This is a genomic window from Variovorax sp. OK212, from assembly GCF_900112425.1.
In the GTDB taxonomy this organism is placed as follows: Bacteria; Pseudomonadota; Gammaproteobacteria; order Burkholderiales; family Burkholderiaceae_C; genus Variovorax.
In genome coordinates this window covers 220,100-245,309 of the sequence record NZ_FOLP01000005.1, presented here as the reverse complement: position 1 = coordinate 245,309, position 25,210 = coordinate 220,100, and the positions used below count along the sequence as shown (strand labels likewise).

Sequence of the window (25,210 nt, the reverse complement as noted above, 5' to 3'; positions counted from 1 at the left end):
TCAGTCCTTGGCGGACTTGTCCTTCTTGGCGGATTTCTTCTCCGCCTTCTTTTCCGATTTCCTGTCGGCCTTCTTTTCGGCTTTCTTTTCGACCTTTTCTTCGGCTTTTTTCTCGGCCTTCTTTTCGGCCTTCACGGCTTCCTTCTTCTCGGCCTTTTTCTTCTCGGCCTTCCTGGCCTTCTTCTTTTTCTTCTTCTCGTCCTCGTCGTCCTTGGGCGTCAGCAGCGTGCCGCGGCACTCTTCCGAACCGCACCAGCAAGGAAATTCAGACAGGAGTTTCGGCGTGTACGGCTCGTCGATGATCAGGCCGTAGTCGTAATTGAGCTCTTCGCCTGCAGCGATGTTGCGCAATGCCTTGATATAAACGCGCCCATCGACTTCGTCCGCTTCGCAATTCGGCTCGCACGAGTGATTGATCCAGCGCGCGTCGTTGCCCTTGACGTTGCCGTCGATCACACGTCCGTCATCGATATGGAAGTAGAAGGTGTGGTTGGGCTGGGCCGGGTCGTGCGGATGGCGGCGCAGCGCTTCCTTCCAGTTGATGACCTCGCCCTTGTATTCGATCAGCGTTTCGCCTTCGGCCAGGTCCTGCACGGCGAACACGCCGTTGCCGTGGACATCGGAGCGCCGCATCTGGATGCGGCGGCCTGCGGAAAGTGGGGATTTGGAAGGCATCGCCGAAGTCTGTTAGGTTGAATATGCACACATGCGCGTGTGCGCGTGCGCACACGCGGGAAGCCGCAGATTGTATGTGGCCCCCACGCCCCCGCACTGCGTGTCGTCGCTGCCCCCCGAGGGGGCCGCAAGCCGCCATGAGGCGGCTCGGCGGCGGCCTGAGAACTTTTTAGGAATTGTTGATGAAGACCTTGGTAATCGCAGAAAAGCCGTCGGTGGCACAGGACATCGTGCGTGCCCTCACGCCGGTGGCCGGCAAATTCGACAAACACGACGAGCATTTCGAGAACGACAGCTACGTCGTGACCAGCGCTGTCGGTCACCTGGTCGAGATCCAGGCGCCCGAGGAGTTCGACGTCAAGCGGGGCAAGTGGAGCTTCGCCAACCTCCCCGTGATTCCGCCGCACTTCGACCTGAAGCCGGTCGACAAGACGAAGACGCGCCTGAACGCCGTGGTCAAGCAGGCCAAGCGCAAGGACGTGACGCAACTCATCAACGCCTGCGACGCGGGCCGCGAGGGCGAGCTGATCTTCCGGCTGATCGAGCAGTACGCCGGCGGCAAGACCGGGCTGAACAAGCCGGTCAAGCGCCTGTGGCTGCAGTCGATGACGCCGCAGGCCATCCGCGACGGCTTCGACGCGCTGCGCACCGAAAAGCAGATGCAGGGCCTGGCCGACGCCGCGCGCTCGCGCTCGGAGGCCGACTGGCTGGTGGGCATCAACGGCACGCGCGCCATGACGGCTTTCAATTCGCGCGACGGCGGCTTCTTCCTCACGACCGTGGGCCGCGTGCAGACGCCCACGCTGTCGGTGGTGGTGGAGCGCGAGGAGCAGATCCGCAAGTTCGTCTCGCGCAACTACTGGGAAGTGCACGGCAGCTTCGCGGCCGAGGCCGGCGAGTACCCGGGCAAGTGGTTCAACCCCGACTGGAAGAAAGCCAACGCGCCGCTGCAGGCCAACGGCGAGCCCGACCCCGAACAACGGGCAGACCGCGTCTGGAACGAACAGGAGGCCGTGGCCATCGCCAATGCCTCGCGCGGCAAGCCCGCCACGGTCACGGAAGAAAGCAAGCCCACCACGCAGGCCTCGCCCGCGCTGTTCGACCTGACCTCGCTGCAGCGCGAGGCCAACGGCCGCTTCGGCTTCAGCGCCAAGACCACGCTGGCGCTGGCGCAGAGCCTGTACGAACGCCACAAGGCGCTGACCTACCCGCGTACCGATTCGCGCGCGCTGCCGGAAGACTATCTGCCGGTGGTGAAGGACACCATGGTCATGCTCGCCGAGAGCGGCATGAAGCACCTGGCGCCGTTCGCCAAGCAGGCGGTCGACGGCAACTACGTGAAGCCCAACAAGCGCATCTTCGACAACGCCAAGGTGTCGGATCACTTTGCGATCATCCCGACGCTGCAGGCCCCCAGCGGCCTGAGCGAAGCCGAGCAGAAGCTCTATGACTTCGTGGTGCGCCGCTTCATGTCGGTGTTCTTCCCGAGCGCCGAGCACCAGGTGACCACGCGCATCAGCACGGTGGAGCAGGGCGGCAAGAAGTACCCCTTCCGCACCGACGGCAAGGTGCTGGTGAAGCCGGGCTGGCTCGCCATCTACGGCAAGGAAGCGCAGGACGACGAGAAGGAAGACGACAAGGACGGCAAGCGCCTCGTGCCGGTGAAGCCGGGCGAAGTCGTGAAGACCGAGTCGGCCGACATCAAGGGCCTGAAGACGCGCCCGCCGGCACGCTACTCCGAAGCCACGCTGCTCGGCGCCATGGAAGGCGCGGGCAAGACCATCGACGACGACGAGCTGCGCGAAGCCATGCAGGAGAAGGGCCTGGGCACGCCAGCCACGCGCGCGGCCACCATCGAAGGGCTGATCGCCGAGAAATACATGCTGCGCGAAGGCCGCGAGCTGATTCCCACGGCCAAGGCCTTCCAGCTGATGACGCTGCTGCGCGGCCTGGGCGTGGAGGAACTGTCCAAGGCCGAGCTCACCGGCGAGTGGGAATACAAGCTCGCGCAGATGGAAAAGGGCGCGCTGAGCCGCGACGCCTTCATGCGCGAGATTGCCGCCATGACGGAGCACATCGTCAAGAAGGCCAAGGAGTACGACCGCGACACCGTGCCGGGCGACTACTCGACCCTGCAGACGCCGTGCCCCAACTGCGGCGGCATCGTGCGCGAGAACTACCGCCGCTACGCCTGCACCGGCAAGAGCGGCACGGGCGAGGACGCCTGCGGCTTCTCGTTCGGCAAGTCGCCGGCCGGGCGCACCTTCGAAGTGGCCGAGGCCGAGGCGCTGCTGCGCGACAAGCACATCGGCCCGATCGACGGCTTCCGTTCCAAGGCCGGCTGGCCCTTCACTTCCGAGATCGTCATCAAGTACGACGAAGAGGCGAAGAACTGGAAGCTGGAGTTCGACTTCGGCGACGACAAGAACGCCGACACGGGCGAGATCGTCGACTTCAGCGAGCAGGACACCGTGGGCCCGTGCCCGGTGTGCGGCGCGCCGGTGTTCGAGCACGGCAGCAACTACGTGTGCGAGAAGTCGGTGCCGACCAATGCCCAGCCCACGCCGAGCTGCACCTTCAAGACCGGCAAGATCATCCTGCAGCAGCCGGTGGAGCGCGCGCAGATGGAGAAGCTGCTGGCCACCGGCAAGACCGACCTGCTCGACAAGTTCGTGAGCATGCGCACGCGCCGCGCCTTCAAGGCCTTCCTGACCTGGAACGCCGAAGAGGGCAAGGTGACCTTCGAGTTCGCGCCGCGCGAAGGCGGCAGCAAATTCCCGCCGCGCAAGACCTTCGGCAAGCCGGCGGCCAAGACCGCGGCCGCCAAGAAGGTCGCGGCGAAGAAGACGCCCGCCGCCAAGAAGGCACCGGCCGCGAAGAAGGCCGCCGCGCCGCGCAAGCCGGGCGCGGGCCTGAAGCCCAGCGACTCGCTGGCCGCGGTGATCGGCGCCGAACCGGTGGCGCGCACCGAGGTCATCAAGAAGCTGTGGGACTACATCAAGGCCAACGGCCTGCAGGACGCGACCAACAAGCGCGCCATCAATGCCGACGCCAAGCTCAAGCCCGTGTTCGGCAAGGACCAGGTGACGATGTTCGAACTGGCGGGCATCGTGGGCAAGCACCTCTCGGCGCTCTGACCATGCGGCGCAGGCACTTTCACGCGGGCGTTGCCGTCGCCCTCCTGGCCGCCGTCGGCCTGGCGCAGGCGGCGGCGTGGCCCGACAAGCCGGTGAAGCTGGTCGTGCCCTTCCCCCCGGGGCAGGCCACCGACATCTTCGCGCGCGCCGTGGCCGAACAGCTCGGCAAGCGGCTGGGCCAGCCGGTGATCATCGACAACAAGGCCGGTGCCGGCAGCAACATCGGCACCGAGTTCGTGGTGCGCGCGCAGCCCGACGGCTACACGCTGGTGGTGGCCGGCAGCGCGATGGCGGTGAACCAGACGCTGTACGCCAAGCCGGGCTTCGACCCGCGCAAGGACCTCACGGGCATCTCGCTGATCGCGAAGGTGCCGCTGGTGTTCCTGGCCACGCCCGAGAGCGGCATCCGCACGCTGACCGAACTCACCGCGCGCGCCAAGGCCGAGCCCGGCCGGCTGAGCTACGCGAGCGCCGGCATCGGCGGCACGCAGCACCTGTCGGGCGAGATGTACAAGGCGGCGGCGCACGTGTTCGTCACGCACATCCCGTACCGCGGCAGCGGGCCGGCGCAATCGGACTTCCTGGGCAACCAGGTGCCGCTGATGATCGACTCGGTGACGGCCGCGCTGCCGCACATCAAGTCGGGCCAGGCCGTGGCGCTGGCCGTGACCTCGGCCACGCGCTCCTCGCAGCTGCCCGACGTGCCCACGGTGCGCGAGAGCGGCGTGGCCGGCACGAAGAACTTCGAGGCCGTGGGCTGGCTCGGCCTGATGGCGCCGCGCGGCACGCCGGGCGACATCGTCGAGCGCCTGAACCACGAGGTGACCGACATCCTGAAGAGCGAGCAGATGGCGCGCTTCATCCGCGAGCGCGGCGCCGAGCCCTCGCCCACCACGCCGGCGGAGTTCGACCGCTTCGTGGCGAGCGAGATCGGCGTCTGGGGCGCGGCGGTGAAGGCCTCGGGCGCCAAGCCCGAGTAAGCCGGCAGCTCAGGCCGGCGGCGCCAGCGCCTGCGCGCCGCGGTCGACCTCCGCGAGCAGCCAGCTGCGGAAATGGTCGAGCGTGGCCAGCTGGCCGCGCCCTTCGGGGTAGCAGAACCAGTAGCCCTCGTTGCCGCGGTAGCCGCCGCCGGGCAGCGGCTCGTCCACCAGCCCCGAGGCGATCTCGTCCTGCACCAGGCAGCGCGGCACCAGCGCCACGCCCATCCCCACCATCACCGCGCGGATCATGGTCTGGAACTGGTCGAACTGCGGGCCCGCCAGCGGGTCGAGCCCGCGCACGCCGTGCGCCTCGCGCCATTGAACCCACGACTGCGGCACCGTCACGTGGCGCAGCAGCGTGCAGCGCGCCACGTCCTGCGGCGTACGGATGACCACCTCGGCCTGGCCCGCGCGCGGCGCGATCAGCGCCACCTCCTGCCCCGCGAGGTAGTGCGAGCGGGCGCCGGGCCAGTGGCCGTCGCCGAACAGAATGGCGCAGTCGAGCTCGGGCCGCTCGAAGTCGTAGCCGTGCACGAAGGGCACGAAATGCAGCGTGATCTGCGGATGCAGCCGCTGGAACTCGGGCAGCCGCGGAATCAGCCACTTGGCGCCGAAGGTCGGCAAGGTCGACAGGTGCAGCGCGCCGCCGCCGTCGCCGCTGGTGATGAGCTCCAGCGTGGCCGCCTCCAGCTGCGCGAGCGTGGCGCGCACCGCCTTCTCGTAGCGCTCGCCGGCCGGCGTGAGCGCCAGGCGCTTGCGGCTGCGCTCGAACAGCGGCGCGCCGATCCAGCGCTCGAGCTCCTGCACCTGCTTGCTGACCGCGCCCTGCGTGAGGTGCAGCGCCTCGGCCGCGCGCGAGACGCCGCCGAAGCGCACCACGGTCGAGAAGGCACGCAGCAGGTTCAGGGGAGGGTTGAGACGGCGCAGCGACATGGAAGGATGCCCATTAAAACATTCCAGATCGGAATGTTAGCTGGTCTATCCTTTGCTTCAGTGAAGTGGCAAATCGCTTCTTCACTCTCAATGCACATTGGAATACACCCCATGCAACGTCGTCATTTCATCTCCACGCTGGCCGCTGCTTCTATCCTTCCAGGAATATCCTTTGCCCAAGGCAAGCCCATTCGCCTGGTCGTTCCCTTCCCACCCGGCGGCGCCACCGACATCACGGCGCGCGTGCTCGGCGAGCCCCTGGCCAAGATCCTGCAGCAGCCCGTGGTGATCGACAACCGCGCCGGCGCTGGCGGCTCCATCGGCATGGCCGAGCTGGCCCGCGCCACGCCGGACGGCCTGACCTTCGGCATTGCCACGCTGTCCACGCACGGCGTGAACCCGGCCGTGTACCAGAAGCTGCCGTACGACCCGATCAAGGGCTTCACCGCCGTGACCGAGATCGTCAAGGCACCGGGCGTGATCGTCATCAACCCGGCCAAGCTGCCGGTCGCCAACTTCGCCGAGCTGGTGAAGTACCTCAAGGCCAACCCGGGCAAGGTGTCGTACGCCACGCCGGGCAACGGCACCATCGGCCACATGTGGGGCGAGCTGTTCAAAAGCAGCACCGGAACCTCGATGGTGCACATCCCCTACCGCGGTGCGGGCCCGGCCATCAACGACGTGCTCGCGGGCGAAGTGCCGGTGTACTTCGACCAGGTGGCCTCGTCGCTGCCGCACGTGAAGGCCGGCAAGCTGAAGGCGCTGGCCGTGTCCTGGAGCGGCCGCCTCGACGTGCTGCCCGACGTGCCGACCTACGCCGAGCTGGGCTACCCCGCCAACAACGACCCGTCGTGGTTCGGCATGATCGCGCCCGCCGGCACGCCCGCCGAACTGGTGCTGCGCATGCAGCAGGCCGTGGCCACCGCGCTGAAGGACGCCTCGGTGCGCGAGCGCCTGTCGCTGCAGGGCCTCTACGCCTCGGGCACCACGCCGGCGCAGTTCACCAAGCAGATCGCCAGCGAGATCGAGAAGATGAAGAAGGTGGCTGAATTCGCGCGCGTCCGATTGGACTGACCGACACCTGCCTATGCATCCAGTCCTGAAACTGATCCAAACCCGCGCCCAGGTGACCAGCGTCGCCGGGCAAACGCCGCTCGTGCTGGACTCCCCGCACAGCGGCACCGTCTACCCCGAGGACTTCGGCACGGTGCGCGAACTCGCCACGCTGCGCCGCGCCGAAGACACCCACGTGGAGAAGCTCTACGCCTTCGCGCCCGCGCTGGGCGTGGCCTGGGTGGAGGCGCATTTCCCGCGCAGCTACCTGGACGCCAACCGCGACACCACCGAGATCGACACCACGATGCTCGACGGCGAGTGGACCGACCCGGTCTCCACCGACCCGCGCGTGCTGTCGAAGGTGCGCCTGGGCAAGGGCCTGATCTGGAAGCTCACCGACGAAGGCCTGCCGATCTACGAGCGGCAGCTGCCCGTGGAAGAAGTGCGCCAGCGCATCGACAGCTGCTGGCGGCCGTACCACGCCGCGGTGGCGCAGGCGATCGACGAGGCGCATGCGCGCCACGGCTACAGCATCCACATCAACTGCCACTCGATGCCCGCCATCGCGGCCAGCCACGCCACCGACTTCCCGGGGCTGGCGCATGCCGACTTCGTGATCGGCGACCGCGACGGCAGCACGGCCGACCCGGCGCTGTCGCAGAGGATCTGCGCGCACCTGCGCGCCTTCGGCTACAGCGTGGACTACAACCACCCCTACAAGGGCGTGGAGCTGGTGCGCCGCAACGGCAAGCCGGCCGGCAACCGGCACAGCATCCAGGTGGAGATCAACCGCAAGCTCTACATGGACGAGGCCACGCTGGCGCTCGACGAGGCCGGCGCGGCGCGGCTGCAGGGCCACCTGCGCTCGATGGTCGAGATGCTGCTGGCCACGGACCCGCGCTGATCCTGCGCTGATCCCGCGCTGGTCTCTCGTGATCAGGCCGTGGCGGGCGTGAAGTCGGTCGACACCGACAGCGCCTCCCACGCCTTGATCTCCTCCTGCAGCGCGCCGAGCTTCTCGCGCACCACCTTCACCGCGTCCGGGCCCAGCAGCAGGTGCGCGGGCGGGTGGGCGGCTTCGGTGATGCGGATCATGGCGCGCGCGGCCTTCACCGGGTCGCCGTCCTGCTTGCCGCTGCGCGCCAGCCGCCGCTCGCGCACCGGGCCCATCACCGGCGCGTAGTCGTCGATGGTCTGCGGCGCGCGCACCATCGAGCGGCCCGCCCAGTCGGTGCGAAAACCGCCGGGCTCCACCGCCGTCACGTGGATGCCGAAGCTCGCCACCTCCTTGCCCAGCGTCTCGCTGATGCCCTCGAGCGCGAACTTGCTGCCGTGGTAGTAGCCCAGCCCCGGAAAGGTCACGAAGCCGCCCATCGAGGTGATGTTCAGGATGTGGCCGCGCCGGCGCGCGCGCATGAACGGCAGCACCGCCCTTGCCACGGCCACCGCGCCGAACACGTTCACCTCGAACTGCTGGCGCAGCTGGTCGAGCGACGATTCCTCGACCGTGCCTTCGTGCCCGTAGCCGGCGTTGTTGACCAGCACGTCGATCGGGCCGACCGCGGCCTCGACCTCGGCCACCACGCGCGGCACCTCGGCCTCGTGCGTCACGTCGAGCAGGCGCCCGAACGAGCGGCCGGGCTGCAGCGCGTCGAACTCGGCGCGCGCGGCCTCGTTGCGCAGCGTGCCCACCACGCGGTGGCCCGCGGCCAGCGCTTCCTGCGCCAGCGCGCGGCCGAAGCCGCTGCTGGCGCCGGTGATGAACCAGGTCTTTGGGGAAGTCGAAGAAGCAGTCACGGCGAATGTCCTTGGAAGGGGATGGAAGAAGCGATGACCTGACTGTGCGCGCGCCGCATCGCTTTGATAATCCACCCAATCGACGAAGCACCTTGAAGCTTTTCTTCAAGATCAAACGGAAGCCACTCCATGCGCCAGGACCAGCTCGACGGCCTCGTCACCTTCGTGGCCGTGGCCGAAACCCGCGGCTTCTCGGCCGCCGCGGTGCGCCTGGGCGTCTCGCCCTCGGCCGTGAGCCAGGCGGTGCGGCTGCTCGAAAAGCGCGTGGGCGTGCCGCTGTTCAACCGCACCACGCGCAGCGTGAACCTCACCGAAGCCGGCGCTCGCTTTCTGGAACGCATCCGCCCGGCGGTACAGGAGCTCGCTTCGGCCTCCGATGAACTGAGCGACAGCGCCGAGCGCCCCTCGGGCCTGCTGCGGCTCACGGTGCCGCGCGCGGCGTACCTCTTCGTGCTGCAACCAGCGCTCGCGGGCTTCCTGCGGGCGTACCCGCAGATCGATGTCGAGGTGTCGATCGACAGCGCGCTGGTCGACATCGTGGGCCAGGGCTTCGACGCCGGCATCCGCTTCGGCGGCATGGTCGAGCGCGACATGGTGGCCGTGAAAGTGGGCGCACCGTTGGCCAACAGCATCGTCGCCGCGCCGCGCTACCTGGCCCTGCGCGGCACGCCCGTGCACCCGCGCGAACTGCTGGCGCACGACTGCATCGGCTTTCGCTTCGAGAGCTCGGGCCAGCTGGAGCGCTGGGAGTTCGAGAAGAACAGCGAGGCGATGACGCTGGCCGTGAGCGGGCGCCTGGTGATGAACGACGTGGCCGTGATGCTCGACGCGGCGGTGGACGGCATCGGCATCGCCAACCTGATCAGCAGCTACACCGAGCGCCACATCGCCGACGGCCGGCTGGTGCAGCTGCTGGCCGACTGGACCACGCCGCTGCCCGACCTCACGCTGTACTACCCCGACCGCCGGCGCGTGCCGCCCAAGCTGCGCGCGCTCATCGACTGCCTGCGCGCAACAACCCTGCCGGCGTCGGGCGTGTTGTTACAGGGCGGACGGGACGGCGGCCTATAGTGGGCCGGCATCCCTCAACCACCTCTTGGAGTTTCCAGTGAAGCCATTCATTGCCGCCGTGTTCGTGATCGCAATGGGCGCGCTGGTGTCGGGCTGCGCGGGCACCGGCTCGGCCGGCAGCGGCGCCAATGCATCGGGTGCGACCGGTGGCAGCGGCGTCACGGTGTTCGGCACCATCGACGCCGGCGTCAGCGGCACGACGAACAAGTCGTCGCGCTGAGCGCCCAGCGGCGTTGCCCGCTCAGGCCACGCCGGCAGTGCTGGCCAGGTAGCCGTGCAGCGCGCCCCGCAGCTGCCGTGACAGCGCCTGTAGATCGGGCCGCCCGCCGGTGCCGATGTGCGTGTGCGCCACCAGGCCGTAGATGATGGTCTGGCACACGCGGGCCACTTCCTTCACGTCCTTCTTCTGGCCATCGGCCGCCAGTTCGTTCGCGGCCTCGAGCACACCGACCCACTCGCCCACGAAGCGGTCGTACATCTTGCGGTAGGCCTCGGGGCTGGAGAGGTGCCGCTCCAGCAGGTAGTGCGCGCCCCAGGCCAACGGCTGCGCGCGGTGCACCTCGAGCTGCGCGTCGATCACCGCGTCGACGATCTCGCGCAGCGGCCGGCCCGCATGCGCGGCGACGGCCGCGCGCATGTCCAGCAGCAGCGCCTTGGAGCGCAGGTGCAGGCAGACGCGCGCCAGGTCTTCCTTGTTCTCGAAGTACTCGTAGAAGCTGCCGAGCCCCGTGCCGGCCACGGCGGCAATCTCGCGGATGGTGATGGCCGCGTAGCCCTTCTCGACCAAAAGCCGAACAAAGGCCTCCTGCAGGGCCTGCGAGGTGTGGCGGGCACGGGACTGGCGCGGCTTTCTCCTCGGGGCGGCAGCCGATGCGCGCGCGGCCGTCATGCGCGCCGAACCCGAACACCCTGCGCGCGGGTTGTTCCTAGAATTTTGAGTCCCATCGAATGGATTCTGCAATGGCCCCCGACGAAACCCGCCCGGACGATTCCCACCCCGCCGTCTTCACGGCCCAAGGCGCCGATGCATGGCTGCCAAGCGCGCTGTCGCGCGGCCCCTGGGACCCGCGCGCGCAGCACGGCGGCGCGCCCTGCAGCCTGCTGGCGCACGTGGCCGAACGTGCGGCGCCCGGCCCGGGCTGGCAGCTGGCGCGGCTCACGGTCGAGCTGGTGAAGCCGGTGCCGGTGGCGCGGTTGACGACGCGCGCGCAGGTGCAGTCTTCGCGCGCCACGGTGCGCGTGGGCATCGACCTGCTGGCGGGCGAGGTGGTGGTGGCGCGCGCGCATGCGCTGCTGCTGGCCAAAAACCCGCTGGCGCTGCCGGCCGGCCTGCCGGGCTGGCCGCAACAGCAGCTGCGGCCGCTGCCTGGCGAGTGCAGCGAGCGCGTGCGCATTCCGGGCCTGCCCGACGGCGTGTCGTTCTACGGCAGCGCCGTGGAATCGCGCGTGGCCGAAGGCGACTCGGCGCAGCCCGGCCCGTGCAGCGCGTGGTTCCGGCTCGCGGTGCCGCTGGTGCGGGGCGCGGCCAACTCGCCCGCCATGCGCGCCGCGGCGGCGGCCGACTTCGGCAACGGCCTGAGCTGGGTGCTGCCGGCCGAGCGCTTCCTGTTCACCAACGCCGACATGAGCCTGAACCTGTTCCGCGCGCCCGAGGGCGAGTGGATCGGCCTGCGCTCCGCCACCGAGGCGCACGGCGACGGCGCGGGCCTTGCCGTGTCCCACCTGTACGACGAGCGCGGGCCCGTCGGCATCGCCACCCAGACGCTGGTGCTGCGCGAACGCGCCGGCGCCTGACCCTTTTCACGGACAAGGAAGACAAGAGAGGCAGCGGCCATGACCACCACCGGCATCCACCCCGACAACCAGGTCCCCGAACTCAAGGACTACAACGTCTACACCAGCGACCCCGCGCTGCGCAGCGCGGTGGCCAACGGCGGTGCCGGCTGGCGCGACGACGAGCTGGTGCGCCAGGGCGCGGAGTACGGCGCCGAGGCCACGCTGCGCGCCGCCGAACTCGCCAACCGCCATGAGCCCGAGCTGCACACGCACTCTCGCATCGGCGAGCGCATCGACCAGGTCGCGTTCCATCCCGCGTGGCACACGATGATGGCCATCGCGCGGCGCAACGGCATCGCCAACCTGCCGTTCTTCGACGAGCGGCCCTCGGCCTGGGTGGGCTACGGCGCCTCGCTGTACATGCACAGCCAGATCGAGTCGGGCTCGACCTGCCCGACCACCATGACCAAGGCCTGCATTCCGGTGATGCGGCGCAACGCCGCGCTGTACGCCGTGCTGCGCGACAAGCTGGCGTCGAACGAACACGACGCGCGCGACATTCCGCTGGAACGCAAGACCTCCGTGACCGTCGGCATGGGCATGACCGAGAAGCAGGGCGGCAGCGACGTGCGCAGCAACACCACGCGCGCCGTGCCCGCGGGCAGCGGCCCGTGGGGCGAAGAATTCCTCCTCACCGGCCACAAGTGGTTCTTCTCGGCGCCGATGTGCGACGGCCACCTGGTGCTGGCCAAGACCGACGAGCACGGCTCCTCGTGCTTCTTCGTGCCGCGCTGGCGGCCCGACGGCAGCAAGAACGCCATCCACATCCAGCGGCTGAAGGACAAGGTGGGCAACCGCTCCAATTCCAGCAGCGAGGTGGAGTTCAAGGAAGCCTGGGGCGTGCTGGTGGGCGACGAGGGCCGCGGCATTCCGACCATCATCGAGATGGCGACCGTCACCCGGCTGGACTGCGCGCTGGCCAGCGCCGGCTTCATGCGCCAGGCCTTCGCGCAGGCGCTGCACTACACGCGCAACCGCCATGCCTTCGGCAAGGCGCTGGTCGACCAGCCGGTGATGACCGAGCTGCTGGCCGACATGGCGCTCGAGTCGCAGGGCGCCACGCTGCTGGCGATGGGCCTGGCCTCGCGCTTCGGCTCCGCCGCGCCCATCGACACGGCCTGGCGCCGCCTGCTCACGCCCGCGGCCAAGTTCTGGAACTGCAAGCGCGCGGTGGCGCTCACCGGCGAGGCGATGGAGGTGTTCGGCGGCAACGGCTACGTGGAAGACGCGCCCATGGGCCGGCTGTTCCGCGAGGCGCCGGTCAACTCGATCTGGGAAGGCTCGGGCAACGTGATGTGCCTGGACGTGCTGCGCGCCGTCTCGCGCAACCCCGACGACGTGCACCTGGTGCTCGACCAATTGGGCGACATCGCCACCGGCGAGCCGCGCCTGCAGGCCGAGCTGCAGGCGGTGCGCCGGATGGTGCAGCTGCCGCCGCAGGACCTGGAGCGCCAGGCACGCCGCTTCACGCAGCGGCTGGTGCTGGCGGCGCAGGCCTGCCTGATGCTGGAGCACGCGAGCGCCGAGGCCTCGGCCGCGTTCCTGTCGAGCCGATTCGATCCCGACTGGGGCGCGGTGACGGGCATCAGCGCCGGCACCAGCGATCCGGGCGCGCTGGTGCGCGCGGCCTGGCGTTGAAAGAACAGGAGTTGATGAAAGGGCGCTGAAAGCGCGCCGCGCTCAGCGCCGAAGCAGCGCCTGGCGCAGCAACCGCGCCGCGCGGTTGCGAATGCGCCCCGGCATGTCGCGCATGCTGCCCGTGCTGGTGCGCGGCGCCACCTTGGCGGTGGCGCAGGCCCACAGGAAGTCGTGCAGGATGGGCGTGTCGTCCACCGTCTCGGTGCTGCCGTACTTGTGGAACTCGGGGTGCCACTGGGTCGCGGAGATGTAGCTGCGCCCGCGGTCGGACCGGCGGCGAATGGCCTCGGGCACACGGTCGGGCAGGCTCCAGGCCTCGACGTCGAAGCCGGGGGCGATGTCCTTCACGCCCTGGTGGTGGATGCTGTTGACGCGCGCGCTCCGAACCTCGGGGTAGAGCTTGGCCAGCCGCGTGCCCTGCACGATCTCGATCTGGTGAAAGTTCTGGTCGTAGGTCACCGGGTCGCGGTGCTTCAGCGTCTCGGGGTGGCCGTGCTGCTCCTCGATGTCCTGGTACAGCGTGCCGCCGAAGGCCACGTTGATGAGCTGCAGCCCGCGGCACACGCCGAAGATGGGCTTGCCGGCCTGCTCGAAGGCCTCGACCAGCGCCAGGTCGTAGAGGTCGCGGATGCGGTCGCCGACCCAGGCGTCCTTCAGCGGCACCTCGCCGTAGCTGCCGGGCCAGACGTCGGCGCCGCCGTGCATCACCACGCCGTCGAGCCACTCGGCGTAGTGCGACAGCTTGGTGTCGCCGCGCGCGGTGTCGCCGGTGGGGCAGGGCACCATCACCACCATGGCGCCGGCGGACATGAGCCAGTGCGCGATCGATTGCTCGACGTACTGCAGCGTCTTGTTGGAGAAGAGCGAGCGGGCCGGGTCGGCGTGCGAGAAGCAGGCGGACAGGCCGATCTTGAGCCGGGCGGAAACAGGTTGTGTCATCACGGGACCGTCGTCGGAGGGAACCGGACGCGGTGTGCGCAAAGGTGTGCCGAAGGAGCGGAAATGAAAGTCCATTGTGGCTCGTTGGCCTCTCGCACGGGGTCGGACGACACGCCAAGTATGCTTTCAACGCCACCAGGACCAAGAAGGAAGACAAGCCGATGAAAACGATCAAGGGCCCGGCCATTTTTCTGGCCCAGTTCGCCGGAGACACCGCCCCGTTCAACACGCTCGACGGCATCGCCGGATGGGCCGCGGGGCTGGGCTACAAGGGCGTGCAGATCCCCAGCTGGGACGCGCGACTGTTCGACCTGAAGAAGGCCGCGCAGAGCCGGACCTACTGCGACGAGGTGAAGGGCACGCTCGCGAAGCACGGGCTGGAGATCACCGAACTCTCGACCCACCTGCAGGGCCAGCTGGTGGCGGTGCACCCAGCCTACGACGCGGGCTTCGACGGCTTCGCGGCGCCCGAGGTGCGCGGCGACCCGGTGCGGCGCCAGCAGTGGGCGGTGGAGCAGCTGCACTTCGCGGCGAAGGCCTCGGCCAACCTGGGCCTCACGGCGCACGCGACCTTCTCGGGCGCGCTGGCATGGCCGTACCTGTATTCGTGGCCGCCGCGCCCGCCGGGCCTCATCGAGGAAGCCTTCGACGAACTGGCGCGGCGCTGGCGCCCGATCCTCGATGCCTTCGACGCCGCGGGCGTGGACGTGGGCTACGAGATCCACCCCGGCGAAGACCTGCACGACGGCGTGAGCTACGAAATGTTCCTGGAGCGCGTGAACAACCACCCGCGCGCCTGCCTGCTGTACGACCCGAGCCATTTCCTGCTGCAGCAGCTCGACTACCTGGCGTACATCGACCACTACCACGAGCGCATCAGGATCTTTCACGTGAAGGACGCCGAGTTCAACCCGAGCGGCAAGCAGGGCGTGTACGGCGGCTTCCAGAGCTGGATCAACCGGGCCGGACGCTTCCGCTCGCTGGGCGACGGACAGGTCGACTTCAAGGGCATCTTCTCGAAGATGGCGCAGTACGACTTCCCGGGCTGGGCGGTGCTGGAGTGGGAGTGCTGCATCAAGCACCCGGAAGACGGCGCGCGCGAAGGCGCGAAGTTCATCGCCGAGCACATCCTCCACGTGGCGGACCGGGCGTTCGACGACTTCGCGGCCGGCGCGGTGGATGTGGCGGCGAACAAGCGGATGCTGGGGATCGGCTGAACCGGGCCAAGCCGCTCGGGCGTCAGCGGTGTATCGGACAGCCGTTGCGCTCGCTTCGGAATTCCGACGACGCCGCATACGCCACCTTGCGCGCGCGCATCACGTTGCCCAGCGGACGATGCGCAGCCAGTGCATGCCACGGGTTGAAGGCCATGCCGTCGTCGACCTCCCGAGCCAGCGCTTCGCTCCAGCCCTCCTGCGGATCGGCGGTGATGCGCGCAACGGCGACGAACGGGCTCAGTTCCTGCGGCCATTCGACCGAGGCGTCTTCCACCGGCATGCGTTCCAGGTCGATGCACAGCTGCGCGCGCAACTCCCACACCGCCGGGTACTGGCGGATGAAATCGGCCACCGCCTCGCGCGTGCCGTCGGGCTTGCCGGCCAGGTCGAGCGGCGCGTTCTCCAGCGCCAGCAGCGCGGGCGACACCGGCACGAGCTGCAGCTTGGCGATGTACGCGCCGTAGCGCAGCGGCACCTGGGTGAAGAAGGTGGCGCCGAGCGGATGCGTCTCGGGATGGCCGCCCAGCGCGATCAACGTGCCGCTGCGGGTGCCGAAGCTTTCGACGGTTTTTTCGAGGCCCTGCAGCACGCTGGACAGCACGCGCTTGGCATTGGGCGCCTTGTCGGTGGTGCTGGCGAGCAATTTCAGGCTGCGCAGGAAGCCCTTGGCGTCGGGCGCGGCGAACACCGGGCCGTCGACGAACAGGAAGTCCTGCGTGGTGCCGCCTTCGGAGCCCTCCACGCGCGCACCTTCGACGCCAAGCACCTTCACCGCCATGCCGCGCGGCAGCGAGACGCGGTCGTCGAGCACCTCGGCGGGCGGCGTCGACAGCCGCATCACCACCGGATAGCGGCGCGCCGACGCGAACAGGCCCTGCGCCAGCGGTTCGGGCAGGCCATCGAGCACGCGCAACTCGCCGCGCAGCAGGCCATGGCTCTTGGCGTGCACGGCGCGCATCGCATGGCCGGTGTGGTCGGCCATGGTGCTGGCCATGTCCACGAGCGTGGCCACGAGATCCTTCTGTGTCTGCGCCTCGTCGTCGCGGAAGGTCTCGACGGCAGGGTCGTAGCGCACGGGCATGGCGGAAAGGGTGGTCGTGTTCATGGCGCGATTGAGCGCACCGGCACCCAGCCACGGCTGTAGGAGCGTGACGACAAAGCGTGCACTCGAACGCCTGCGCGGGCTCAGAGCAACCGGACCAGCCGGCCAACCGCGCCGTCGATCTGCGCCTCCCCGATCAGCCCGTACCCGAACGCCAGCCCGTTGGGCACGCCCGGCGCGTTGGCATCGAGCGCGAAACGCGACAGCGGCGGCAGCACGATGCCGGCCGCGGCGGCGCGCTCGACCACCGCATCGGCCCGCGTGGCACCCAGCAGCCGGGCCGACAGGTGCAGCCCCGCGTCGGACGCAACGGCTTCGAGCCGCCCCGCGCCGTGCCGCGCCAGCGCCTCGAGCAACGCGGTGCGCCGCGCGCCGTACAGCTTGCGCATCTTGCGGATGTGGCGCGCCAGGTGCCCTTCGGCGATGAACGCGGCCAGCGCCTCCTGCGCCAGCACCGGGCCGTGCCAGTCGGCCAACTCGCGCGCGCGCACCAGCGCGGCGCGCGCCCAGGGCGGCGCCACCACGAAACCCAACCGCAGCGCGGGAAACAGGCTCTTGGAAAAGGTGCCGACGTAGAAGACCGACTCGGCCCGATCGAGCGTCTGCAGCGCGTCGAGCGGGCGGCCGGCAAAGCGGAACTCGCTGTCGTAGTCGTCCTCGATGACGACCGCGTTGCGCGCCCGCGCGAAGGCCAGCAGCGCGGCACGGCGCGGCGGCGACATCGCCACGCCGGTGGGGAACTGGTGCGAGGGCGTCACGCAGACCACGCGGGCCTCGGGCGGGATGCGGTCCACGCACATGCCTTCGTCGTCGGTCGGCACGGTCACCACCCGGGCGCCAGCCGCCAGCATGGCCTCGCGCAGCGACGGATAGAACAACTGCTCGACCGCGACCACGGTGCGCCCCGGCACCACGAGGATGCGCGCCAGCAGACCGAAAGCCTGCTGCGCGCCGGCGGTGACGACGACGTCGGCGGCGGTGCAGCCGACCGCGCGCGTGAACGACACGTGCCCCGCGATCGCCTCGCGCAATGCGGCCTGGCCCTGCGGGTCGGCGTAGTCCGCGAAACGAGCGGCCTGTCGCGCGGCATGGCGCAGTGCGCGGTCGGACAGGCGGCGCCAGATGTCGAAGGGAAACAGGCTCACGTCGGGCAGGCCGACGCGGAAGTCGTCGCGCGCGGCCTGCGGCTGCAGCGTGGGCGCGAGGTCGGCGCCGGGCACGTCGAGCGGCACCAGCCGGGGGTCGCGCCTTGCCGGCGTCGAGGCTTTCGGAGCGCGGCCACTTCGAGTGCCGCGACCGCCGCGAGCATTCGGCAGCGTGTCGGCCACGTAGGTGCCGGCGCCGGGGCGGGCCAGCAGGTAGCCCTCGCTCAGCAGCAGGTCGTAGGCCGCGAGCATGGTGTTGCGCGACACGCCCAACTGCTGCGCCAAGGCCCGTGTGGCGGGCAGGCGCGCGCCGGGCTGCAGCCGGCCGTCGAGGATGGCGCTGCGCAATTGCCGGTGCAGCTCGCGCAGCAGGTCGCGCGAGCCGGCGTCCGGCAGGCGGAGGGCGAGTTCGAAAAGTGGCTCCATGAACTTCGCCGATTGTGGTTCTTTTGAAGAGCCACTTGCAAACCTATCCTGAAGGCATCGAACACCCTCCAAGGAGCCCTTCATGCCCACCGATCCCGCTGCGCCCCGGCCCGACAGGCTGCCCACAAGCCTCGCCTGGCTCGCGCTGGGCGCCTTCGCCATCGGCACCGAGAGCTTCATCGTCGCGGGGCTGCTGCCCGTGCTCGCGGCCGACCTGCAGGTGAGCGCCGCGCGCGCCGGGCAACTGGTGCTGCTGTTCGCGCTGAGCTACGCGATCGGCTCGCCGCTGATGGCCGCGCTGTTCGCGCGCTTCGACCGCCGGCCGCTGCTGGTCGCGAGCCTCGCGGCGTTTTCGGGGCTGACGCTGGCGGCGTCGATGGCGCACGGCTTCACGCAACTGGCGTTGGCGCGGGTCGCGCTGGGGCTGGTGGCGGGCGTGTTCTTGCCGACCGCGAGCGCAATGGCGGCGGCCATGGTGGCGCCCGCGCTGCGCGGCCGGGCGCTGGCCATCGTGAGCGGCGGCGGCACGGTGGCGGTTGCGCTCGGCGTGCCGCTGGGCGCGTGGATCGCGGGCTGGGGCGGCTGGCGCACGGCCTACCTGCTGATTGCCGCGGTGGCGGTGCTGGCGACCGCCGGGCTCGCGCTCGGCCTGCCCCGCAATGCAGCACCAGCGCCGGCCCCCACGCAGCGCGCTCCCGCCTTCGCCGTGGCGCGCGAACCGGGCGTGCTGCCGGCGCTGCTGGTGACCATGCTCTGGGCGACGGGCGGCTTCAGCTTCTACACGTACATCGCGCTGTTCCTGTCGGGCACGCTGGGCTTCGGCGCCGAAGGAGTGAGCGCGGTGTTCTTCGCGATCGGCGTGGCGGCGGCGCTGGGCACGGCGGCCGGCGGCTGGGCCACCGACCGCTTCGGCGCCGACCGCATGGCGCAGGGCTTCGCGCTGATGCTGGTGGTGGTGCTGGGCGGGCTCTCGTTCGCCGCGCAGATGCTGCCGCGCGGGCTGGCGCTGCCGCTGGTCGTGGCGCTGTCGGCGCTGTGGGGCTTCGCGGGCTGGGGCTTCGGGCCGGCGCAGGCGGTGCGGCTGATCCGGCTGGCGCCGGAACGCGCGCCGATGACCCTGTCGCTCCACGCGTCGGCGGTCTACCTCGGCATTGCGGCCGGCTCGGCGCTGGGCGGCGCGGCGATCGAACTGGCCGGCGTGGGCGCGGTGGGCTGGGTGGGCGCGGCCGCCCAATTCGCGGGGCTGGTGCTGCTGCTGCGTGCGGCACACCATGCACGAAAGGCACGCGCGGGCCGTTGCGCCGCGACGGAGCTATGTTTTTGATAGCAAATAGCGCTTGATCAATGGCCCTTCGGGGCCTTTTTCATGGAATCGTTGTAATTAAGACAAGCAGCTGTCATGCCTCGCAAGCTATAATGTCGGGTTCGTTTCGATACCACGACGAAGAATTTCGTCAATACCGCCGGCTGACCTGTACTGTCCCTTGGATTCTTCAGGCCCCTCATTCCCAAGCCGGCTTCACAGTGTGTTGGAGCGCCAGACCGGGCGCCCATGATTGCCACCACTGCCTTCGTTCTTGTTGAAGCGAATAGCGCGTTCGCCGCGCCATTCCGGCCGGCCCACGCCCGTTTTCAATTGTTTTTCAGGCACTTCGCGCTTTGCATCTGCGCGCTGTGCCAAGGCTTCATGGACATCATTCAACACAGTATCGCGGTGGGCAAGTACCTTGTTTCCCCGCTCATTCGACACCAGGACGACGGCAACTTCGCCGCTTCCGTCTCGATCCGCTCCGGCCACGGCAGCGGCATGCACGACCGCGTGATGCGTTTCACGCCGCGCTTTGCCAGCCATGCCGCCGCCTTGGGCTATGCCATCGACCAGGGCCTCGGCTGGGTGCGCGAACGCGCCCCCCAGGTCTCGAAGACGGCCCCTCTCGCGCTTGCATGCGCGGGCTGAAACAATCACGCCCAAATCCATCTCCAACACACATCGAACGATTCAGAGGTAACCACACATGCCCAAGGAAGAACTGATCGAAATGAACGGCGCAGTGACCGAAGTCCTGCCCGACTCGCGCTACCGCGTCACGCTCGACAACGGCCATCAGCTGATCGCCTACAGCGGCGGCAAGATGCGCAAGCACCACATCCGCATCCTGGCGGGTGACAAGGTGTCGCTCGAACTCTCGCCCTACGACCTGACCAAGGGCCGTATCACCTTCCGTCACCTGGAACGTCGCGGCCCGCCGCCGACCGGCGGCAACAACTCTCCCCGCCGCTGATCCGCGATTGACGAAGGCCTTGCGGCGCCCCGCGAAGGGCGCTGGCAAGGCTTTTTGTTTTTCGTGGGCCACGGCTGCTGAACGAATGACCACACCCACTCCCACAGCCGGCGGCACCCCAGCCGACAACGGCTTCGCCACGCTGGCGCTTTCGCCCCAGATGCTGGCCAACCTCACCCAGCTCGGCTACACGCAGATGACGGCCATCCAGGCCGCCGCGCTGCCGCCGGCGCTGCTCGGCAAGGACCTGATCGCCCAGGCCAAGACCGGCAGCGGCAAGACCGCCGCCTTCGCGCTGGCGCTGCTGTCCAACCTGAACCCGCGCCGCTTCGCCATCCAGGCGATGGTGCTGTGCCCCACGCGCGAACTGGCCGACCAGGTCACGACCGAAATCCGCCGCCTGGCGCGCGCGGAAGAAAACATCAAGGTCGTCACGCTGTGCGGCGGCGTTGCGCTGCGCGGGCAGATCGCCAGCCTGGAGCACGGCGCGCACATCGTCGTGGGCACGCCGGGGCGCATCATGGACCACCTCGAGCGCGAGAACCTCGACCTCGGGGCGCTCAACACGCTGGTGCTCGACGAGGCCGACCGCATGCTCGACATGGGTTTCTTCGAAGACATCGTGAAGGTGGCGCGCCAGTGCCCCAAGGAACGCCAGACGCTGCTGTTCTCGGCCACCTACCCCGAAGGCATCGCCAAGCTCGCGCAGCAGTTCATGAAGAACCCCGAGCAGATCACGGTGCAGGCGCAGCACGAAGGCAGCAAGATCCGCCAGCGCTGGTACCAGGTGAAGGACAGCGACCGGCTGCACACCGTGAGCCTGCTGCTCGACCATTTCCGCCCCGTCAGCACGCTGGCCTTCTGCAACACCAAGCAGCAGTGCCGCGACCTCGTCGAGGTGCTGCAGGCGCAGGGCTTCAGCGCGCTGGCGCTGTTCGGCGAGCTGGAGCAGCGCCAGCGCGACCAGGTGCTGGTGCAGTTCGCCAACCGCAGCTGTTCGGTGCTGGTGGCCACCGACGTGGCGGCGCGCGGCCTCGACATCTCGCACCTCGAAGCCGTGATCAACGTCGACGTGACGCCCGACTCCGAGATCCACATCCACCGCGTGGGCCGCACCGGCCGCGTGGGCCAGCAGGGCGGCTCGGAAGGGCTGGCGTTGAACCTGGCCAGCATGAACGAGATGGGCTTCGTCGGGAAGATCGAGCAGCTGCAGGGACGCGAGTCGGAATGGCACGACCTGGCCGAGCTCACGCCGGGCAAGGGCGCGCCGCTGCAGCCGCCGATGGCCACGCTGCAGATCGTGGGCGGGCGCAAGGAAAAGATCCGCGCCGGCGACGTGCTGGGCGCGCTGACCGGCGACTGCGGCTATGCCAAGGACCAGGTCGGCAAGATCAACGTCAACGAGTTCTCGACCTACGTGGCGGTGGACCGCGCCATTGCCGAGGAAGCAGCGCGCAAGCTCTCCAGCGGGCGCGTGAAGGGCAAATCGGTCAGGGTGCGGATGCTGACGCTGCAGTCCGAGTAACTGCCGCTGCAGGCTGCGGCGTGGCAAGCGCCGCGGCCTCGGCATGCGCCGAGGTTGGCGCCACGGGTGCATCGAGCACCGGGGCCGGCGCCGCATCCGGGGCCTGCTGCCGCGCCAGCTTCGCGGCCAGCCTGAAGGCCACCACCACCGCCAGCAAGCCGAAGATCGACGAGCCCACCGCCTGGCCGATCAGCACGCCGGCCGCGCCGTAGTGCGAGCCCCACCACGCGAACGGGATCGTGCCCAGCGTGGCGCGCCCCCAGTTGAACCCGGTCGACAGCAGCGGATGCCCGAGGTTGTTGAACGACGCGTTCGCCACGAACAGCCCGCCCGCGAAGAAGAAGCTCGCGGCCAGCCAGCTGCAGAACAGCGAGATCAGCTCGGCCGCCAGCCCGTCGGCCGAGAATGCGCGGATCAGCACCCCCTGGCCCAGCGCCAGCACCAGCCACGCCACCGCGACCGACGCCACCATGAACAGCAGGCTGTCGCGCAGCCCCTCCTGCACGCGCTTGTACTGCCCCGCGCCCAGGTTCTGCGCCAGGATCGGCCCGACCGCGCCGCTGAGCGCGTAGACCAGCCCGAAGGCCACCGGCGTGAGCCGGTCGATGGTGGCCGCGCCCGCCACCGCCGACGGGCCGAACTGCGCCACCGCATGCGTGACGAAGGCCGCGCCCACCGGCGTGGCCAGGTTGGTCAGCACCGCCGGCCCGGCCACCGTGCCCAGCGCGCGTGCGTCTCCGGCCAGGCGCGATGCATCGAAGCGCCCGAGCATGCGGTGCTTCACCATCACGCCGTGCAGCCCGATGGCCGCCAGCACCGTGCGCGAGACCACCGCGCTGATGGCCGCGCCGTCGAGCCCCAGCCCGAAGCCGAAGATCAATATCGGGTCGAGCACCGCGGTCACGAAGGCCGCCGCGAGCGTCACCGTCATCGAGCGGCGCGCGTCGCCCACCGAGCGCAGCAGCGCCGAGGTCGCCATGCCGACGCCCAGCAGCGGCAGCGTGTGCACCGTCACCGACAGGTAGCGCTGCGCGAGCCGCGCCGTCTCGCCCTGCGCGCCGAGCGCGTGCAGCGCCGGGTGCAGGAAGAAGGCCGTGCCCGTGCCCACGACCACCGAGAGCGCCGCCATCAGCACCAGGCTGGAGGTGCCGATGCGGCGCGCGTCCTCGGTGCGCCCCGCGCCCACCGTGCGCGACACCACCGCCGCGATGCCGATGGTCAGCCCGATGCACAGCGACGCGTGGAAGAACCCCACCACGCCCGCGAAGCCGACCGCCGCGGCCGTCTCCTTTTCGCCGAGCAGCGAGATGTAGAACAGGTTGATCAGATCGACCGCGAACACCGCGATCAGGCCGATGGCGCCGGTGCCCGCCATCACGCAGACATGGCGCAGCAGCGACCCCGAAACGAAGCGCGCACGCGCGACACTGCCGGTTGCTTCCGTTACCGGCATGTGAAATCCATGGTGTGGCCTAATTGCGGGTCGAACATTCATCACTTTTACCCGAGCTTTTCATGCCCAAGACATTCCGTACCGAAGCCGAACGCGTTGCCACCCCCAAGCCGACGCCGATGCCCGGCTACACCGCGCCTCGCTCCGGTGGCGGCCAGAAGGTCAGCCTCGAACGCGGCACCGCAACGCGCAGCAAGAAGAACCCTGGCAAGCGCCCCACGAAGGGCGGCTGATCCAGCCCCGCTGGCTCCCCGCAGCCACGACGAACGCGCCCACGGGCGCGTTTTGTCGTTGGGGCGGCAGTTCATGCAGCTATAAGCAAGCGATGTCCGACGACAACCAGATCTTCATTCCCCCCTCGTTCTTCGCGGTGTACAGCGACGCGCGCCAGCGCCTGAGCGAGCCCATCGCCGTGGTGCGCGCGCGCTACGAGATCTGCGAAGACCTCGCCAACCACCTCGTGGGCCACGCGCAGATCCAGCACCACACCGAGGTGCCGGTCGAAAGCGAGATCCTGCGGCGCATCCACGCCGGGCTGGACACGCCCGAGTCGGGCGTATCGACCGCCGAGGCCACGTGGATCGTGCAGCGGCTGGCCGAGCTGCTGGGCTGGGACAGCCCGGAGCCCACGCCGGCCCCGGCGCCCGAAGCCGACTGACCTCCCGCCAAGGCGATCCGTGCTGCTCAAGGTCGGAGAACTCGCCAGGCACACCGGCCTCACGGTGCGCACGCTGCACCACTACGACGCCATCGGCCTGCTCGCGCCCTCGGCGCGCTGCAAGGGTAATGCGGTGGCCGGCCCGGTGTACTTCGCCGCAACCCTCGTGCTGTTGCGCGCATCGCGTGGCGCCAATGGCTCGGCGCCGCATCAGCTTTCCCACGCCGCGTTCTGGATCGCCTTCGCCTGCAACGCGGCCGCGTGGCTGTGGAGCTTCGCGCTGATCGGCGGTTTCTTGCGCTACCTGCCGCGCCAGAACGCCGCGTTCGTGGCGCTCGCCAGCTACCAGTTGCTGGTGCGCCGCACGCGCATCGGCACGCTGCTGAACGGTCAGCGCGCCGACAGCCGTTCCACCAGGAAGTCGACGAAGACCCGCGTCTTCGCCGCCAGGTGACGCGACGGATAGACCGCGTACACCGGCGTCCTGTCGGCCTCCCAATCTTCCAGCACCGCCTGCAGCCGGCCGGACGCCAGCTCGCCCTCGACATAGATGCGCGGGATCAGGCTCAGCCCGAAACCGGCCAGCACCGCGTCGCGCACGGCGATGCTCGAGCTGACCTTGTAGCGCCCGTCGATCGGCACGGCCACGCTGCGGCCGGCGCGCGTGAAGGTCCACTTGTTCGCGTGGTCCGACAGCGTGAACTGCACGCACTCGTGCGCCTTCAGGTCTTCGGGCTGCGCGGGCCGGCCACGGTCGGCGAAGTAGCCGGGCGCGCCGCACAGCACGTGCGCCATGGTCGTGAGCCGGCGCGCGACCAGGCTGGAATCTTCCAGCCGGTCGCTGCCGCGGATGACCAGGTCGTAGCCCTCGCCGATGAGGTCGCTGCGGCTGTCCTGCAGGTTCAGCTCGAGCCGCAGGTTCGGGTAGCGGCGCATGAACTCGGCAATGGCGGGCGACAGCGCGGTGAGCGTGAAGGTCATCGGCGCGCTCACGCGCAGCACGCCGCCGGGGCTGCTGCCCATGGGCGCGAGCGCGGCGTCGGCCTCGCTCAGGTCGTCGAGGATGCGCGACAGCCGCTCGACATAGGCCGCGCCCGCCTCCGTGAGGCTCATCTGGCGCGTGGTGCGGTTGATGAGCCGCACCTTCAGGTGCGCCTCCAGCTCGGCGATGTTCTTGCTGACGGCCGCCGCCGAAAGCCCCATCTGCCGCGCGGCGCCGGCGAAGCTGCCCGCGGCGGCGGTGGTGCGGAAGACCTTGAGGGCCGTGAGATGGTCCATGCGCGATTGACGACTGCCGGTAAAGAATCAATTCATTATTCGAGCATTCACAACCATGGGTC

24 protein-coding genes and 1 pseudogene are annotated in these 25,210 nt (G+C 69.4%); 16 read left to right on the top strand and 9 right to left on the bottom strand.

Going from position 1 to position 25,210, the window contains the following annotated elements; all coding sequences use genetic code 11:
• Nucleotides 1–675, bottom strand: coding sequence for an SET domain-containing protein (locus BM004_RS17695; RefSeq protein WP_093215375.1), 675 nt, complete (start codon nt 673–675; stop codon nt 1–3).
• A gap of 182 nt (nt 676–857) precedes the next feature.
• On the opposite strand from BM004_RS17695, the gene BM004_RS17690 reads away from it, so the two are divergent.
• Entirely contained in the window at nt 858–3,812 is a 2,955-nt protein-coding gene (locus BM004_RS17690; protein ID WP_093215372.1) for a DNA topoisomerase III, read from the top strand.
• A gap of 2 nt (nt 3,813–3,814) precedes the next feature.
• Nucleotides 3,815–4,792 carry a tripartite tricarboxylate transporter substrate binding protein gene (locus BM004_RS17685; protein WP_093215370.1) on the top strand — a complete coding sequence of 326 codons (978 nt, stop codon included), beginning with the start codon at nt 3,815–3,817 and terminating at the stop codon, nt 4,790–4,792.
• 9 nt (nt 4,793–4,801) lie between these two features.
• On the opposite strand, the gene BM004_RS17680 is transcribed toward BM004_RS17685, so the two are convergent.
• Nucleotides 4,802–5,725 carry a LysR substrate-binding domain-containing protein gene (locus BM004_RS17680; RefSeq protein WP_093128954.1) on the bottom strand — a complete coding sequence of 308 codons (924 nt, stop codon included), beginning with the start codon at nt 5,723–5,725 and terminating at the stop codon, nt 4,802–4,804.
• A 111-nt stretch (nt 5,726–5,836) separates the two neighbouring features.
• Between BM004_RS17680 and BM004_RS17675 the strand changes: the two genes are divergently transcribed.
• Nucleotides 5,837–6,799 carry a tripartite tricarboxylate transporter substrate binding protein BugE gene (locus BM004_RS17675; RefSeq protein WP_093128953.1) on the top strand — a complete coding sequence of 321 codons (963 nt, stop codon included), beginning with the start codon at nt 5,837–5,839 and terminating at the stop codon, nt 6,797–6,799.
• A gap of 13 nt (nt 6,800–6,812) precedes the next feature.
• On the top strand, nt 6,813–7,685 hold the full coding sequence (locus BM004_RS17670) for an N-formylglutamate amidohydrolase (RefSeq protein ID WP_093215367.1): 873 nt from the start codon (nt 6,813–6,815) through the stop codon (nt 7,683–7,685).
• A 32-nt stretch (nt 7,686–7,717) separates the two neighbouring features.
• Here BM004_RS17670 and BM004_RS17665 read toward each other — a convergent pair whose 3' ends face one another.
• The gene (locus BM004_RS17665; protein WP_093215364.1) at nt 7,718–8,578 is read right to left on the bottom strand and encodes an oxidoreductase; all 861 of its coding nucleotides are present in this window, start codon (nt 8,576–8,578) and stop codon (nt 7,718–7,720) included.
• A 129-nt stretch (nt 8,579–8,707) separates the two neighbouring features.
• On the opposite strand from BM004_RS17665, the gene BM004_RS17660 reads away from it, so the two are divergent.
• Both BM004_RS17660 and BM004_RS17655 read left to right on the top strand, forming a co-directional pair.
• Nucleotides 8,708–9,649 (top strand): LysR family transcriptional regulator, encoded by a 942-nt coding sequence (locus BM004_RS17660; protein ID WP_093215361.1) that lies wholly within the window; start codon nt 8,708–8,710, stop codon nt 9,647–9,649.
• 37 nt (nt 9,650–9,686) lie between these two features.
• Nucleotides 9,687–9,869 (top strand): hypothetical protein, encoded by a 183-nt coding sequence (locus BM004_RS17655; RefSeq protein ID WP_093128949.1) that lies wholly within the window; start codon nt 9,687–9,689, stop codon nt 9,867–9,869.
• 21 nt (nt 9,870–9,890) lie between these two features.
• Here BM004_RS17655 and BM004_RS17650 read toward each other — a convergent pair whose 3' ends face one another.
• On the bottom strand, nt 9,891–10,538 hold the full coding sequence (locus tag BM004_RS17650) for a TetR/AcrR family transcriptional regulator (protein ID WP_093215358.1): 648 nt from the start codon (nt 10,536–10,538) through the stop codon (nt 9,891–9,893).
• Between the two features lie 71 nt (nt 10,539–10,609).
• Between BM004_RS17650 and BM004_RS17645 the strand changes: the two genes are divergently transcribed.
• Together BM004_RS17645 and BM004_RS17640 are read left to right on the top strand one after the other, a co-directional pair.
• A complete protein-coding gene (locus BM004_RS17645) occupies nt 10,610–11,443 on the top strand; it encodes a thioesterase family protein (protein ID WP_177206527.1) in 834 nt (277 codons plus the stop codon).
• Nucleotides 11,444–11,482: 39 nt separating this feature from the next.
• Complete coding sequence (locus BM004_RS17640; protein ID WP_093215352.1) at nt 11,483–13,123, top strand: acyl-CoA dehydrogenase family protein; 1,641 nt, start codon at nt 11,483–11,485, stop codon at nt 13,121–13,123.
• A 42-nt stretch (nt 13,124–13,165) separates the two neighbouring features.
• On the opposite strand, the gene BM004_RS17635 is transcribed toward BM004_RS17640, so the two are convergent.
• A complete protein-coding gene (locus BM004_RS17635; RefSeq protein WP_093129148.1) occupies nt 13,166–14,062 on the bottom strand; it encodes a gamma-glutamyl-gamma-aminobutyrate hydrolase family protein in 897 nt (298 codons plus the stop codon).
• Between the two features lie 161 nt (nt 14,063–14,223).
• On the opposite strand from BM004_RS17635, the gene BM004_RS17630 reads away from it, so the two are divergent.
• Nucleotides 14,224–15,279: a sugar phosphate isomerase/epimerase family protein gene (locus BM004_RS17630; RefSeq protein ID WP_093215349.1), complete on the top strand. Its 1,056-nt coding sequence runs from the start codon at nt 14,224–14,226 to the stop codon at nt 15,277–15,279.
• 22 nt (nt 15,280–15,301) lie between these two features.
• Here the strand turns inward: BM004_RS17630 and BM004_RS17625 are convergent, their stop codons facing one another.
• Nucleotides 15,302–16,384 carry a catalase family protein gene (locus tag BM004_RS17625; RefSeq protein ID WP_093215346.1) on the bottom strand — a complete coding sequence of 361 codons (1,083 nt, stop codon included), beginning with the start codon at nt 16,382–16,384 and terminating at the stop codon, nt 15,302–15,304.
• An 80-nt stretch (nt 16,385–16,464) separates the two neighbouring features.
• Nucleotides 16,465–17,952 (bottom strand): MocR-like pyridoxine biosynthesis transcription factor PdxR, encoded by a 1,488-nt coding sequence (locus BM004_RS17620; protein WP_093215343.1) that lies wholly within the window; start codon nt 17,950–17,952, stop codon nt 16,465–16,467.
• An 82-nt stretch (nt 17,953–18,034) separates the two neighbouring features.
• Here BM004_RS17620 and BM004_RS17615 point away from each other — a divergent pair, with 82 nt between their 5' ends.
• The 4 genes from BM004_RS17615 to dbpA all read left to right on the top strand — a co-directional run bounded on the left by BM004_RS17615 (nt 18,035) and on the right by dbpA (nt 21,759).
• Entirely contained in the window at nt 18,035–19,276 is a 1,242-nt protein-coding gene (locus BM004_RS17615; RefSeq protein WP_093215340.1) for an MFS transporter, read from the top strand.
• Between the two features lie 363 nt (nt 19,277–19,639).
• On the top strand, nt 19,640–19,909 hold the full coding sequence (locus tag BM004_RS17610; protein WP_093129146.1) for a hypothetical protein: 270 nt from the start codon (nt 19,640–19,642) through the stop codon (nt 19,907–19,909).
• A 58-nt stretch (nt 19,910–19,967) separates the two neighbouring features.
• A complete protein-coding gene (gene infA, locus BM004_RS17605) occupies nt 19,968–20,234 on the top strand; it encodes a translation initiation factor IF-1 (RefSeq protein ID WP_093128941.1) in 267 nt (88 codons plus the stop codon).
• 85 nt (nt 20,235–20,319) lie between these two features.
• Nucleotides 20,320–21,759: an ATP-dependent RNA helicase DbpA gene (gene dbpA, locus BM004_RS17600; protein ID WP_093215337.1), complete on the top strand. Its 1,440-nt coding sequence runs from the start codon at nt 20,320–20,322 to the stop codon at nt 21,757–21,759.
• Here the strand turns inward: dbpA and BM004_RS17595 are convergent.
• The gene (locus BM004_RS17595; RefSeq protein WP_093128939.1) at nt 21,725–23,212 is read right to left on the bottom strand and encodes an MATE family efflux transporter; all 1,488 of its coding nucleotides are present in this window, start codon (nt 23,210–23,212) and stop codon (nt 21,725–21,727) included. The two genes, dbpA and BM004_RS17595, sit on opposite strands and share 35 nt — an antisense overlap.
• A 62-nt stretch (nt 23,213–23,274) precedes the next feature.
• On the opposite strand from BM004_RS17595, the gene BM004_RS41450 reads away from it, so the two are divergent.
• The 3 genes and pseudogenes from BM004_RS41450 to BM004_RS17585 all read left to right on the top strand — a co-directional run.
• Nucleotides 23,275–23,445 (top strand): hypothetical protein, encoded by a 171-nt coding sequence (locus BM004_RS41450; protein WP_177206526.1) that lies wholly within the window; start codon nt 23,275–23,277, stop codon nt 23,443–23,445.
• A 92-nt stretch (nt 23,446–23,537) separates the two neighbouring features.
• A complete protein-coding gene (locus BM004_RS17590; protein ID WP_093215334.1) occupies nt 23,538–23,870 on the top strand; it encodes a hypothetical protein in 333 nt (110 codons plus the stop codon).
• 19 nt (nt 23,871–23,889) lie between these two features.
• A pseudogene (locus BM004_RS17585) lies at nt 23,890–23,988 on the top strand (MerR family DNA-binding transcriptional regulator); the annotation flags it as partial.
• Nucleotides 23,989–24,260: 272 nt separating this feature from the next.
• Here the strand turns inward: BM004_RS17585 and BM004_RS17580 are convergent.
• Nucleotides 24,261–25,148, bottom strand: coding sequence for a LysR family transcriptional regulator (locus BM004_RS17580; protein ID WP_093128936.1), 888 nt, complete (start codon nt 25,146–25,148; stop codon nt 24,261–24,263).
• Between the last annotated feature and the right edge of the window lie 62 nt (nt 25,149–25,210).

Excerpts from the sequence above, each read along its gene's own strand:
- BM004_RS17695 (WP_093215375.1), bottom strand. The coding sequence starts at position 675 with ATGCCTTCCAAATCCCCACTTTCCGCAGGCCGCCGCATCCAGATGCGG.
- BM004_RS17690 (WP_093215372.1), top strand. The coding sequence starts at position 858 with ATGAAGACCTTGGTAATCGCAGAAAAGCCGTCGGTGGCACAGGACATC.
- BM004_RS17685 (WP_093215370.1), top strand. The coding sequence starts at position 3,815 with ATGCGGCGCAGGCACTTTCACGCGGGCGTTGCCGTCGCCCTCCTGGCC.
- BM004_RS17680 (WP_093128954.1), bottom strand. The coding sequence starts at position 5,725 with ATGTCGCTGCGCCGTCTCAACCCTCCCCTGAACCTGCTGCGTGCCTTC.
- BM004_RS17675 (WP_093128953.1), top strand. The coding sequence starts at position 5,837 with ATGCAACGTCGTCATTTCATCTCCACGCTGGCCGCTGCTTCTATCCTT.
- BM004_RS17670 (WP_093215367.1), top strand. The coding sequence starts at position 6,813 with ATGCATCCAGTCCTGAAACTGATCCAAACCCGCGCCCAGGTGACCAGC.
- BM004_RS17660 (WP_093215361.1), top strand. The coding sequence starts at position 8,708 with ATGCGCCAGGACCAGCTCGACGGCCTCGTCACCTTCGTGGCCGTGGCC.
- BM004_RS17650 (WP_093215358.1), bottom strand. The coding sequence starts at position 10,538 with ATGACGGCCGCGCGCGCATCGGCTGCCGCCCCGAGGAGAAAGCCGCGC.
- BM004_RS17645 (WP_177206527.1), top strand. The coding sequence starts at position 10,610 with ATGGCCCCCGACGAAACCCGCCCGGACGATTCCCACCCCGCCGTCTTC.
- BM004_RS17640 (WP_093215352.1), top strand. The coding sequence starts at position 11,483 with ATGACCACCACCGGCATCCACCCCGACAACCAGGTCCCCGAACTCAAG.
- BM004_RS17635 (WP_093129148.1), bottom strand. The coding sequence starts at position 14,062 with ATGACACAACCTGTTTCCGCCCGGCTCAAGATCGGCCTGTCCGCCTGC.
- BM004_RS17630 (WP_093215349.1), top strand. The coding sequence starts at position 14,224 with ATGAAAACGATCAAGGGCCCGGCCATTTTTCTGGCCCAGTTCGCCGGA.
- BM004_RS17625 (WP_093215346.1), bottom strand. The coding sequence starts at position 16,384 with ATGAACACGACCACCCTTTCCGCCATGCCCGTGCGCTACGACCCTGCC.
- BM004_RS17620 (WP_093215343.1), bottom strand. The coding sequence starts at position 17,952 with ATGGAGCCACTTTTCGAACTCGCCCTCCGCCTGCCGGACGCCGGCTCG.
- BM004_RS17615 (WP_093215340.1), top strand. The coding sequence starts at position 18,035 with ATGCCCACCGATCCCGCTGCGCCCCGGCCCGACAGGCTGCCCACAAGC.
- BM004_RS17610 (WP_093129146.1), top strand. The coding sequence starts at position 19,640 with ATGGACATCATTCAACACAGTATCGCGGTGGGCAAGTACCTTGTTTCC.
- infA (WP_093128941.1), top strand. The coding sequence starts at position 19,968 with ATGCCCAAGGAAGAACTGATCGAAATGAACGGCGCAGTGACCGAAGTC.
- dbpA (WP_093215337.1), top strand. The coding sequence starts at position 20,320 with ATGACCACACCCACTCCCACAGCCGGCGGCACCCCAGCCGACAACGGC.
- BM004_RS17595 (WP_093128939.1), bottom strand. The coding sequence starts at position 23,212 with ATGCCGGTAACGGAAGCAACCGGCAGTGTCGCGCGTGCGCGCTTCGTT.
- BM004_RS41450 (WP_177206526.1), top strand. The coding sequence starts at position 23,275 with ATGCCCAAGACATTCCGTACCGAAGCCGAACGCGTTGCCACCCCCAAG.
- BM004_RS17590 (WP_093215334.1), top strand. The coding sequence starts at position 23,538 with ATGTCCGACGACAACCAGATCTTCATTCCCCCCTCGTTCTTCGCGGTG.
- BM004_RS17580 (WP_093128936.1), bottom strand. The coding sequence starts at position 25,148 with ATGGACCATCTCACGGCCCTCAAGGTCTTCCGCACCACCGCCGCCGCG.